Below are 10,927 nucleotides of genomic sequence, written 5' to 3'. Positions count from 1 at the left end.
TTTATGTTGCCTTACTCAACGAAATCACCATGATTGCCGCAATAAAAGGACTGGAATTGCCCAATGACATCATTATGCTAACCATTCTGAAACTCGAGAAGACGCCCCATACTGCTACCTCGTCCATGCATCGTGATCTATTGGCAGGGCGGAAATTTGAACTCGCCTCCTTGACTGAGTTTGTGGTGAATGAAGGGGTAAGATATGAAATGGAAACGCCAACCTATCAGCTCGTGCTGGATAAACTGTCGAATATAAATGAAGGGGTTTAATCTCTCAACTTGAATTCTAAACTATCGTCACTGATTAAAAAATAAATGAAAAGCCCTTGTAATTACAAGGGCTTTTGTGTATGTAAAAGTAAAACAGGAATAATTATTCCTCCTCGCCGTCGCTTTCCATTAGGTCCTGATCCTGTTCCTCTTCGCTTTTAGCCAATTCGAAAAAACTAAAAATGGAACCTCCATAACTTTTCTTGAAAGAAAAATTAATCATGTGGTCAAGTTTGGTGTATTTAGAATGTTCAATAACCATCATTCCATCCTCGTTAAGTGTGTTTTTTTCGAAAACAAGCAATACGATTTTTTCGAAAGTTGTTTGGTCTAAAGCATAAGGAGGATCTGCAAAAATAATATCGAAAGTGGCATTGTTTCTTTCCAAGAATTTGAAAACATCGCTTTTGGTTGCCGCAATGTTAAAATCATACTCGGAAGCCACTTGCTTGATGAACTTAACGCAACCAAAATCGCCATCCACGGAAGTGATTGGCGAACTGCCTCTTGAGGCGAATTCGTAGCTTATGTTTCCCGTCCCAGAGAACAGATCCAAGACTTTCAGCCCTTCAAAACTAAAATGGTTATTCAATACATTGAATAATGCCTCTTTAGACATGTCGGTGGTGGGGCGGACGGGAAGTCCTTTGGGTGGGGAGATGCGTCTTCCTTTGTATTTTCCTGAAATTATTCTCATGAGTTGAAAAGTATAAAATGTTTTCTGTTTTCGGCCTCAGAAAAATAATTGTTCCATCGTAATGCTTCCACATCTATCAGCGAAACGTTACGGATGTATTTGTATGCTATTTTGAAAAATTCACTTTCGGAATCTATATCTCCTATTAATTCCAGAGGAAATTTCTCCGGATTCAAGTTCAATTGCTCCGCGGTAAACAGGACGTAATAAATGAAATCTTCGGGCGTCTGATAATCAAAGGAGTTGAACAACAACAATTTTTGATTTTGGATGACCATGATTTCAAAATGGCCTTGGCTAAAATGAACGGTCATTTTCTTGTCGTCAATGTTTTTGGAGGCATCCAATAGGGTAGATACAAGAATACTGTTGGTGTGTTTATAATCGAAAGTGCCGAATTGGTCAATAAAAAAATTATTCATGTTGACATATGGAATGTAAACCGAATTGATTTCATAATTGCTGATTTCATCGAATGCAAAAAAATCAGTTTCAAAAACTTTGGTGTTGTACTGTAGATAGCTTCCCATGAAATTCTCGTCAAAAAGAGGAGCAGGGACAAATGTGGACAGACTGTTATTGTGCAGCACAAGAACATCGTCATATTCCTCATTCAATTCTGGATAATCCCGAAAAGCATTTGAAAACAAATCCTCTATTTTTATCCCTTTATGAAAGCTGTCAAACCGCACTTCATTATAGGAAGTTACTGTATTGTTGAGTGTGTCAAAACAACAAAAAGAAAGGCCTGTCAAGGAAACTTGAATGGACAGTTTTTTATATTTCTTTTCGGTAATATTTGTATTTTGTGTAGACATAATCTGATTTAATCCATTCTTTCCTTACAATCCGGAAAGGATTTAATGCGATGACAAACTTACAATATTTTTTTATTCTAATGGGATTTAATGTGGTTCCCTCAATTTTGATTCCTATATTTGAGGTTCATTCTACAGTAACCATTACATAATGAATTCCTCCTTGTTTTATAGCCTTTTACGAAACAGTTTTCCTTTTATGCCGACGTATAATCAGGACATCTTTTTTCAAAAGATTGCCATTTTTTTGACAGAACCAGATAATGACACGATTTTTGTACTCAAGGGATATGCGGGAACAGGAAAAACTACTGTGATATCGACGATTGTAAACAACCTTTTAAGCATCAATAAAAAGTATGTTTTGCTGGCGCCAACGGGCCGCGCCGCCAAAGTAATTGCCAACTATTCAGAAAAACCGGCTTTTACGATTCACAAAAAAATCTATTTCCCCAAAAAATCCTCTGGTGGCGGTGTGTCTTTCACCTTGCAGCAAAACAAACATAAGAACACTATATTCATTGTCGATGAGGCCTCTATGATATCGGACACCAATTCAGATTCGAAACTGTATGAAAGCAGTTCTTTACTGGACGATTTGATTTCGTATGTCTATTCAGGAACCAATTGTAAGATGATTCTATTGGGGGATACCGCCCAGTTGCCTCCAGTGAATTTAGACATCAGCCCGGCACTGGATATCCAAACCTTGAGTTTGAATTACAACAAAGAGATAGAACATATTGAGCTGGATGAAGTCATGCGTCAGGAAGAAGATTCGGGGATTTTACGTAACGCCACCGAACTTCGTGAATTGCTTAAGGATTCCTTCATTACCGACTTCCAGTTTGATGTCAAGAAGTTCAAGGACATTGTTCGCTTGATTGACGGATATGACATACAGGACGCCATAAATTCGGCCTACAGCAATTATAGCATCGAAGACACTGCTTTCATTGTTCGTTCCAATAAAAGGGCAAATCAGTACAATGAACAAATACGAACCAAAATCCTCGATAAGGAAAGCGAACTTTCCACGGGTGATTTCTTGATGGTGGTAAAGAACAATTATTTTTGGCTGAAAGAAACGGATGAAGCCGGCTTTATTGCCAATGGTGATATAATCGAGATACTCGAAATTTTTAATATCAAAGAATTGTACGGTTTTAAGTTTGCCAATGTAAAAATACGTATGGTCGATTACCCGAAACAGATCCCGTTTGAAACCGTTCTGTTATTGGATACCATAAAAAGCGAATCTCCGTCATTGACCTACGACGAATCCAATCGTTTGTACCAGGAAGTGTTGAAAGATTACGAAGGGGAGACTAAATACAAGCAATTCCAGCAAGTGAAAGCCAACGAATATTTTAACGGTTTGCAGGTGAAATTCTCCTATGCCATCACTTGCCATAAGTCACAAGGAGGGCAGTGGAACACGGTTTTTGTAGAACAGCCGTATTTGCCAAACGGTATAGACAGAGATTACATCCGTTGGCTGTATACCGCGATGACCCGAGCCAAAAACAAATTATATTTGATAGGGTTTAAGGACGACAATTTTGTGGAATAATTTTGTAAATTACTACCATGGACACACTAAATGACTTACATAAAATATCAAGCTCCTTTTCGAATACCGAAAAAATGCCGGTTTTGTTTCTCGGACACGGCAGCCCGATGAACGCGATTGAGGAAAATGAGTTTGTTGCCGGTTTTCGGAATCTGGCCAAAACCTTGCCACAACCCAACGCTATTTTGTGTATTTCGGCGCATTGGTTTACCAAAGGGACCAAGGTGACCGCGATGGAAATGCCAAGAACAATCCACGATTTTGGCGGCTTTCCCCAAGAACTGTTTGACGTGCAATATCCCGCGAAAGGAAGCCCTGAATTTGCATTAGAAACATCAAAATTATTATTGCCAACCCAAGTTGAGCTCGACGAACATTGGGGTTTGGATCATGGCGCTTGGAGTGTAATTAAACATTTATATCCCGATGCCAACGTGCCTGTGATTCAGTTGAGTATTGATTATACAAAACCGGGACAGTACCATTTTGAATTGGCCCAAAAGCTCAGTGCCTTGCGAACCAAAGGAATATTGATAATAGGTAGCGGAAATATCGTGCACAATTTGGGATTAGTTGATTTCAGGAATTTTGACCGAGACAATTATGGTTATGATTGGGCAATCGAAGTCAGGGAGAAAGTAAACAACTATTTGCTGGACGGAAACTTTCAACCGCTTATTGATTTCGAAAAACAAAGCAAAGCGTTTCAATTGGCGATTCCTACGCCGGATCATTATTTGCCCTTGATTTACACCTTGGCGCTGAAAGGAAAAACCGAGGAGCTGAGTTTGTTCAACGACAAATTATTGGCTGGCTCGTTGAGTATGACTTCGGTGAAGATTTTATAAAATAAAACTTATATTTGGGCTGTGAAAAACCACACTAATTTTATAGACAGAAATGATTAAGCCTCTTACTTCGCTACGATTCTTTTTTGCATTTATTATATTTACACATCACTTAACTTTTTTAAGCAAAAGCAAAGCATCTTATTTGAGATGGATTCATGAATATATCCTAAAAGAGGGCTTTATTGGTGTGAGCTTTTTCTTTATTTTAAGCGGATTTATACTGGCGTACAATTATCGTGATTCCATTTTGGACAGAAACATTTCCAAATCTGATTTTTATATTGCCAGAATCGCAAGAATCTATCCCGTCCATTTATTATGCTTGTTAATTGCCGTTCCGATAACACTTCAGAACGTTTCCTTTGATTTATCTACCTGGTTCGCTCAGCTATTCTTTAATTTGACTTTAACCCAAAGTTTTATCCCTATTAAGTACATCTATTTTTCATTCAACTCCCCCTCTTGGAGTATTTCGAATGAGTTATTCTTCTATTTGCTGTTTCCTTTTTTAATCATTTGGAGCTCGAAAATAAAAGAACATAAATACAAGAAAGCTTTCTTGACAATGCTGGTACTCTTAATTCCTATACTCATGGTAATCATTCCGGCAGAGTATTATAAATCTCTATTCTATGTGAATCCCTTTTTTAGGGTATTTGATTTTATTATAGGAATTATGTTGTTTGAATTCTATTTGAGAATTAAAAAAAAGCAACGAACAATCAATTATAATCTACTTGAAATTTCTTCGGTCACAATACTGATTCTTTTCTTTGTTTTTCACACATCGGTTCCATTGGTTATGCGATATTCAGTCTATTATTGGATACCAATGAGCCTAATAATATTGATTTTCTCCTTTCAGAATGGTGCAATATCACGTTTTTTGTCCAATAAATCATTGATTTTACTTGGGGAGATCAGCTTTGGTTTTTATATGTTTCATCAGCTGGTTTTAAAGTACTTTATAAATTTCAACAAACTTTATTTTCATATCAAAAATGAATACGTTATCATCCTTATAATGTTTGCGCTTTCTTTAATCATAAGTTATGTTAGTTTTATTTGGTTTGAAAAACCGTTAAATAAATATTTTAAAATCATTTTGAAACGAAAAGCGGATAGTCCTAAGTCTGTATAAATAAAACCTCATTACGTCAGAAAAAATAGCTACCTTAATTCTTTTAAACTACCCGGATAAATCAGCACCATTAAAATACAACAATGAAAATAATAGCCGTCATTCCCGCCCGTTACGCTTCAACACGATTTCCAGCAAAACTGATGCAGGATTTGGGGGGCAAAACAGTTATTTTAAGAACCTATGAAGCCGCAAAGAGCACTCAATTGTTCGACGACGTTTTTGTGGTAACGGATTCCGATTTGATATATGACGAAATCGTTTCTAATGGAGGGAAAGCCATCCGCAGTATGAAAGAACACGAATCGGGAAGTGACCGCATTGCTGAAGCGATCGAAAATCTGGATGTGGATATTGTAGTCAATGTGCAAGGGGACGAACCTTTTATCAATGAGGAACCGCTTGCAAAACTGATCGAGACTTTCAGGAAAGATTCGGCCAAACAAGTGGATTTGGCTTCATTGATGCGCGAAATAAAAGACGAAGACGAAGTCAACAATCCCAATAATGTGAAAGTAGTCACGGACCAAAACGGATTTGCTTTGTATTTCTCCCGTTCGGTAATTCCGTATCCGAGAGAAAAAAATGTGGGAGTTCGCTACATGCAGCACATAGGGATTTATGCTTTTCGCAAACAAGCCTTGTCTGACTTTTACAGCCTGCCAATGAAATCATTGGAAGCATCCGAAAAACTGGAACAATTGCGTTATCTTGAATTTGGAAGACGAATCAAAATGATCGAAACCACCCATGTCGGCATCGGAATCGATACGCCCGAAGATCTGGAAAAGGCGAGAGGAATGCTTTAGATCATACCTGATTGTCCTGATCAAAATATCCTTTCGATTTTATTTTGGTGGAGAAAAAATTCAAAAACAATACCACATATAGCAAAACCAACATGGATTGCACGCTCACTAAAAACTTGCCAAAAGTTTTTAGTGGATAGAACTCTCCAAAACCTATTGTTGATGAAGTAACGGTGCTGAAATAGATGGCATCAAACCAATGCGTGAAAGGCTTGTTCAGATAATTATCACAACTGTATAGGACTGCAAAAGCGAATACCATTTCGATATAATTAAAAAACAACAAAAGCATAGATCTTTTGTAAGAACGTGGTTTTGAAAATAAATCGGAGGCAAAAATCAAGGTGGGAATATACAATATGGTTTCCAGCATCACATAAACCATCAGCACAAGAATAAAATTGTTGTCTTGCCATTGGTTAATCAAAATCAATAAAGGCAGCGCAACTTTGAGCAGAACATAAAAATCCAGAGCCAAATCCTCATATTCGGGCCCTTTTTTTGAAGCCAAATATTTAATGTAAATTCCCGGAAAGAATAAAAGAGACGACGAAAGAAATAAACGCACAATCTTTTCAATTCCATTGTCATCCTGATGGTCGTTGTTCCATATTGCTTTTATGTTTTGAACGCGTTTCTGAATAGGATTGAATTTGGGTCTCTCTACCTTTGTGACATTTCCCAAGAGCAGCTTTCTTATGATTTTTTTCATCTGTTTAAGCTAGAATTTAAATATAATTTACAACTAATATCTGTTATGTAAAACGGATATTCCTTTAGCGTTTTTTCTCAATCACTATTAACTCATTGTGTCTTTCGACCCTTGGAATTGAATTCACAATGTAATCCACATCATTAAATTCTTGGATGTATTTTTTATTTTTCATGTTGTGTTTTTCATTCAAAAGCATGGTGTTGAACAGAACAAACCCTTTACTTCGCAATAGAAAACAAATCCTATCGGTAAAAAAAGCTTCGTATAAAAAATTAGGCATCATTGCGTCCTGAAAAACATCAATAATGATCAAATCGTATTTTTCTTTTGTTTTTAAAACAAATTCAAAGGCATCATCAATTATTATTTCCAATTGTTCTATTTCGTCAAGGTTGAAATATTGATTGGCTATTTTAATTATATCCGGATCGATTTCTACTCCGGTTATTTTACCTTCAAATTTAATTTCATCCACTAGGGTCTTTATGACACTCCCACCCGCGACTCCCAGGACCAAAATATGCCTCATAGCCGCTATTTTTTCAAAACCAATCGTTTGCAATCCCAGTCTCAAAATACGCTGCAGACTGCCATAGGAATAATTTGTGTTTTCGGAATCCAAAACTAATTCACCATTAGTCCAGGTCACTTCAATCGACTTACTTATTGCCGATTTTACGGAGTGAATTTTAAAGGGAATAAAATAGCTAAGTATTTTTTTGATCATCAATCGCTCTTTTTTACCAAAAATAAGTTTTAAATTATATATTTTGCGCTAAATTGGCGAACAATGAAGAAACAAATATATAAATGGATATTTTTCAAGCTTATGGGCTGGAAGATTGTGGGAACCATCGATGCGGACATAAAGAAATGCGTCATGATGGTTATGCCTCACACAAGTGCACATGATTTTTACCTTGGCATTTTCACCAGAGGCATTACAGGTCTTCAAATGAATTTTGTGGCCAAAAAGGAATTGTTTGTCTTTCCTTTTGGCTATTATTTTAAGTACATGGGCGGGGAACCATTGGATCGATCTGGCGGGATGAACAAGGTAGATTCGATCGCCTCCATTTTTGAGAGAAAAGAAATTTTCCGTTTGGCGGTTCTTCCAGAAGGAACCCGCAAAAAAGTGGGCGAAATTAAAACGGGTTTCTATTACATCGCTTTAAAAGCAAACGTACCCATAATTCCGGTTGCATTTGATTTTGGAAAAAAAGAAGTCAATTTAGGAGCACCGTTGATGCCATCAGGAAATATAGAAAAAGACATGCCGATCTTGATGGAACATTTTAGAGGAGTAGAAGGTAAGGTTCCTGAAAAGGGATATAAAGAATAAATTGACAAACATAAAAGTGACCGAGAAGCTAATTCGGTTTGAATTCCTTGAACGTTCCATTTTTATAAAAAAACACTATTTTTTCGACTTCATCAGAAACGGTACTATTTACAACATTTTGAACTTCCTCTTTTTTAGGATTCTCCACGTTGACCTTATCGGCATAACTTTCTTTCGAAAATAAATTTTCGTGAGATGAATGCTCAGTGATTGGAGTAGGCTTATTGGGGAAATTTTCTTTTTCCTGTTTGCTTTCGATTTTTGGCGCCGTTTCATTATTTTTTGGAAAACTTCCCTTGCCATTCAGAATCCAATACAAATCCACATCCGGAAAAACATCCAAAATTTTAAGGATAAAATCAAGGCTCGGTTTGTTCCTCCCAGAAAGGAGGTGGGACAAACTAGAACGTTGTACCCCAATTTTATCGGCAAATGCGGAAGCATTCAGACCGTAATAATCCAGTATGATTTCAAGACGTTTGATAAATTCTTCAGTGTTTACCATTGTAAATTGTAATTAAAAATATACGATTTACAAATGTAACTAAAATAGTAGTTAACTCCAAAATTACAAGTGTAAATAGTTTTTAATTATGAAAAACAACTAAAGTAATTTACTAAATAAACATTTATAAAATACTGATAAATAAATAATTAGACTATAAATAAAAAACAGATGACATTTGTCAATTAACAATAGCTGAAGAATAGTGTTAACGGCGTTATATTTGATTACATTTCTAATCTAAACACATTTTGACTTGTTTACAATTGTAAAAATAAAGTTGTTTACTTTTGTAAATCAAATAATACTACATGGATCTAGAACAATTATTTAGTGAAAATAAAGAGAAATCTATCTTCGGAAGATATCTCACTTTAGAATCGATTGAACCTCTATTGGAGAAAATGAACACCGACAATCAGCTTTCAATTATCGGAAAATCGGTTCTTGAAAAACCGATTTATAAATATCAAATTGGAGCGGGAAAAATAAAAATATTGCTTTGGTCCCAGATGCACGGAAATGAAAGCACCACGACTAAAGGCTTGTTTGACTTTCTTAATCTGTTAAACAGCGGCTCTGGGCTTGCTGTGCAGCTGCTTGATTCCTTTACGTTTTACTGCATCCCGATGCTGAATCCCGATGGAGCGAAATTGTACACTCGTTTAAACGCAAATGAAATCGATTTGAATAGGGATTCCCAGAGTCTTACCCAACCAGAAAGCATAGTATTGAGGGAGGCTTTTGAATCTTTTAAACCGGATTATTGCTATAACCTGCATGATCAACGAACCATTTTTGGAGTGGGGAGTACCGGTAAACCGGCCACAATGTCTTTTCTTGCGCCTTCTTATAATGAAGAAAGAGAGATAAATGAGTCCCGATCGAAAGCCATAAGCCTTATTGCGGGAATTAATAATGTGCTGCAAAGGTATATTCCAAATCAAGTAGGACGTTTTGATGACTCCTTTAATATAAATTGTATCGGAGATACTTTTCAGGCGCTCGGAGTAAGCACTTTGTTATTTGAAGCGGGACATTTCTCGGGTGATTATCAAAGGGAAGAAACCAGAAAGTACGTTTTTACGGCCCTGGTTTCCAGTTTTGCGATACTTAGCGAAAACGATATAGTTGACAACGGAATTAACATTTATTTGAATATTCCTCAAAATAAAGCCTGTTTTTATGATTTTATATACAAAAATGTCAAATTAAATTATGATGGTATTGAAAAAATCACGAATTTTGCTGCACAATACAAAGAAGAATTGATTGAAAACGAAATACGTTTTAATGCTTATATTGTAGAAATTGGCGAATTGGAAGGGTACCACGGTCATTTTGAATACGATGCCAAAGAGGCAAAATACAAAGATGAGTTTGGAGAGTTTCCGAAATTAAATCAAAAAGCCGATTTTTATTTAGAAAATAGCATTAAATTTGTTAACGGATTGATAAAAAAATAAAAATTTGCGTCATTTTGTTGTTTTTATGTATATTTTTATACTTTGTTATGGCAATTAATAATATTAATTAAAGAAATATGAGTAAATTCCGTTTAGATGAAGTAGATCACCAGATTTTAGATATGTTGATAGACAATACAAGAGTTCCGTTTACGGATATTGCAAAAAAATTATTAATTTCTGCAGGAACTGTTCACGTTAGGGTTAAGAAAATGGAAGATGCCGGTATAATAATGGGTTCATCATTAGTGCTTGACTATGATAAACTAGGCTATTCTTTTATTGCTTATGTAGGGGTTTTTCTTAATAACACTTCTCAAACCAAATTTGTATTGCAACGCATCAATGAGATCCCGTTTGTAACCGTGGCTTCCGTAACTACAGGTAAGTTTAATATTTTTTGCAAGATTAGAGCAAAAGACACCAAGCATGCCAAAGATGTTATTTTTATGATCGACGATATTGATGGCGTGTACAGAACCGAAACCATGATTTCACTTGAAGAAAGCATTAACGACAAAAAGCGTCTAATGCACACGATCTTTAAAAACATGTAATAAACTTGAACGCTATATTTTATATAACCTCAAGTTAGTTCTTGGGGTTATTTTTTTATAACTATTTTCCGCTAAACCAAACCAACTGTAACAAAATTATGTATACGCTCCCTAAAATAGAACGTTTTAACCAAAACGTCCTTTCTAAATATAATATATACAATAGTGTTTTTATCACTTT

General features: G+C 35.9%; 13 protein-coding genes. 8 read left to right on the top strand and 5 right to left on the bottom strand.

The window, feature by feature from the left end; all coding sequences use genetic code 11:
• Window positions 1-272 (top strand): ketopantoate reductase family protein (locus VIH09_RS04330; protein WP_331578258.1); only part of this gene is annotated, 272 nt, incomplete at its 5' end.
• A gap of 103 nt (window positions 273-375) precedes the next feature.
• Here VIH09_RS04330 and VIH09_RS04325 read toward each other — a convergent pair.
• The gene (locus tag VIH09_RS04325) at window positions 376-969 is read right to left on the bottom strand and encodes an RsmD family RNA methyltransferase (RefSeq protein WP_331578256.1); all 594 of its coding nucleotides are present in this window, start codon (window positions 967-969) and stop codon (window positions 376-378) included.
• Window positions 966-1,787, bottom strand: a complete 822-nt coding sequence (locus tag VIH09_RS04320) for a DUF3822 family protein (RefSeq protein ID WP_331578254.1) — start codon at window positions 1,785-1,787, stop codon at window positions 966-968. Before VIH09_RS04320 ends, VIH09_RS04325 begins: the two co-directional genes overlap by 4 nt.
• 151 nt (window positions 1,788-1,938) lie before the next feature.
• Between VIH09_RS04320 and VIH09_RS04315 the strand changes: the two genes are divergently transcribed.
• The 4 genes from VIH09_RS04315 (at window position 1,939) to kdsB (ending at window position 6,161) form a co-directional block, all read left to right on the top strand.
• On the top strand, window positions 1,939-3,360 hold the full coding sequence (locus VIH09_RS04315; protein WP_331578252.1) for an ATP-dependent DNA helicase: 1,422 nt from the start codon (window positions 1,939-1,941) through the stop codon (window positions 3,358-3,360).
• A 17-nt stretch (window positions 3,361-3,377) separates the two neighbouring features.
• Window positions 3,378-4,208, top strand: coding sequence for a 4,5-DOPA dioxygenase extradiol (gene ygiD / locus VIH09_RS04310; protein WP_331578250.1), 831 nt, complete (start codon window positions 3,378-3,380; stop codon window positions 4,206-4,208).
• A gap of 52 nt (window positions 4,209-4,260) precedes the next feature.
• On the top strand, window positions 4,261-5,352 hold the full coding sequence (locus VIH09_RS04305) for an acyltransferase (protein ID WP_331578248.1): 1,092 nt from the start codon (window positions 4,261-4,263) through the stop codon (window positions 5,350-5,352).
• Between the two features lie 83 nt (window positions 5,353-5,435).
• Window positions 5,436-6,161, top strand: a complete 726-nt coding sequence (gene kdsB / locus VIH09_RS04300; RefSeq protein WP_331578247.1) for a 3-deoxy-manno-octulosonate cytidylyltransferase — start codon at window positions 5,436-5,438, stop codon at window positions 6,159-6,161.
• A 1-nt stretch (window position 6,162) separates the two neighbouring features.
• Here kdsB and VIH09_RS04295 read toward each other — a convergent pair whose 3' ends face one another.
• On the bottom strand, window positions 6,163-6,873 hold the full coding sequence (locus VIH09_RS04295) for a potassium channel family protein (RefSeq protein ID WP_331578245.1): 711 nt from the start codon (window positions 6,871-6,873) through the stop codon (window positions 6,163-6,165).
• Window positions 6,874-6,937: 64 nt separating this feature from the next.
• Entirely contained in the window at window positions 6,938-7,603 is a 666-nt protein-coding gene (locus tag VIH09_RS04290) for a fused MFS/spermidine synthase (protein ID WP_331578243.1), read from the bottom strand.
• A 63-nt stretch (window positions 7,604-7,666) separates the two neighbouring features.
• Here VIH09_RS04290 and VIH09_RS04285 point away from each other — a divergent pair, with 63 nt between their 5' ends.
• Window positions 7,667-8,218, top strand: coding sequence for a 1-acyl-sn-glycerol-3-phosphate acyltransferase (locus VIH09_RS04285; RefSeq protein ID WP_331578241.1), 552 nt, complete (start codon window positions 7,667-7,669; stop codon window positions 8,216-8,218).
• Between the two features lie 28 nt (window positions 8,219-8,246).
• Here VIH09_RS04285 and VIH09_RS04280 read toward each other — a convergent pair whose 3' ends face one another.
• Complete coding sequence (locus tag VIH09_RS04280) at window positions 8,247-8,723, bottom strand: helix-turn-helix transcriptional regulator (RefSeq protein ID WP_331578239.1); 477 nt, start codon at window positions 8,721-8,723, stop codon at window positions 8,247-8,249.
• Window positions 8,724-9,034: 311 nt separating this feature from the next.
• Between VIH09_RS04280 and VIH09_RS04275 the strand changes: the two genes are divergently transcribed.
• Window positions 9,035-10,189, top strand: a complete 1,155-nt coding sequence (locus VIH09_RS04275) for a M14 metallopeptidase family protein (protein ID WP_331578237.1) — start codon at window positions 9,035-9,037, stop codon at window positions 10,187-10,189.
• 77 nt (window positions 10,190-10,266) lie between these two features.
• The gene (locus VIH09_RS04270; RefSeq protein WP_007139244.1) at window positions 10,267-10,746 is read left to right on the top strand and encodes an Lrp/AsnC family transcriptional regulator; all 480 of its coding nucleotides are present in this window, start codon (window positions 10,267-10,269) and stop codon (window positions 10,744-10,746) included.
• Window positions 10,747-10,927 lie beyond the last annotated feature (181 nt).

Source organism: Flavobacterium sp., assembly GCF_036515215.1.
In the GTDB taxonomy this organism is placed as follows: domain Bacteria; phylum Bacteroidota; class Bacteroidia; order Flavobacteriales; family Flavobacteriaceae; genus Flavobacterium.
Note: the sequence above shows the minus strand (reverse complement) of the source record. Positions and strands in the feature narration are given on the sequence as shown.

What these genes read in the sequence shown, in the direction of transcription:
- VIH09_RS04280 (WP_331578239.1), bottom strand. Translation starts at nt 8,723, where the DNA reads ATGGTAAACACTGAAGAATTTATCAAACGTCTTGAAATCATACTGGAT.
- VIH09_RS04315 (WP_331578252.1), top strand. Translation starts at nt 1,939, where the DNA reads ATGAATTCCTCCTTGTTTTATAGCCTTTTACGAAACAGTTTTCCTTTT.
- ygiD (WP_331578250.1), top strand. Translation starts at nt 3,378, where the DNA reads ATGGACACACTAAATGACTTACATAAAATATCAAGCTCCTTTTCGAAT.
- VIH09_RS04320 (WP_331578254.1), bottom strand. Translation starts at nt 1,787, where the DNA reads ATGTCTACACAAAATACAAATATTACCGAAAAGAAATATAAAAAACTG.
- VIH09_RS04295 (WP_331578245.1), bottom strand. Translation starts at nt 6,873, where the DNA reads ATGAAAAAAATCATAAGAAAGCTGCTCTTGGGAAATGTCACAAAGGTA.
- VIH09_RS04290 (WP_331578243.1), bottom strand. Translation starts at nt 7,603, where the DNA reads ATGATCAAAAAAATACTTAGCTATTTTATTCCCTTTAAAATTCACTCC.
- VIH09_RS04275 (WP_331578237.1), top strand. Translation starts at nt 9,035, where the DNA reads ATGGATCTAGAACAATTATTTAGTGAAAATAAAGAGAAATCTATCTTC.
- VIH09_RS04305 (WP_331578248.1), top strand. Translation starts at nt 4,261, where the DNA reads ATGATTAAGCCTCTTACTTCGCTACGATTCTTTTTTGCATTTATTATA.
- VIH09_RS04270 (WP_007139244.1), top strand. Translation starts at nt 10,267, where the DNA reads ATGAGTAAATTCCGTTTAGATGAAGTAGATCACCAGATTTTAGATATG.
- kdsB (WP_331578247.1), top strand. Translation starts at nt 5,436, where the DNA reads ATGAAAATAATAGCCGTCATTCCCGCCCGTTACGCTTCAACACGATTT.
- VIH09_RS04325 (WP_331578256.1), bottom strand. Translation starts at nt 969, where the DNA reads ATGAGAATAATTTCAGGAAAATACAAAGGAAGACGCATCTCCCCACCC.
- VIH09_RS04285 (WP_331578241.1), top strand. Translation starts at nt 7,667, where the DNA reads ATGAAGAAACAAATATATAAATGGATATTTTTCAAGCTTATGGGCTGG.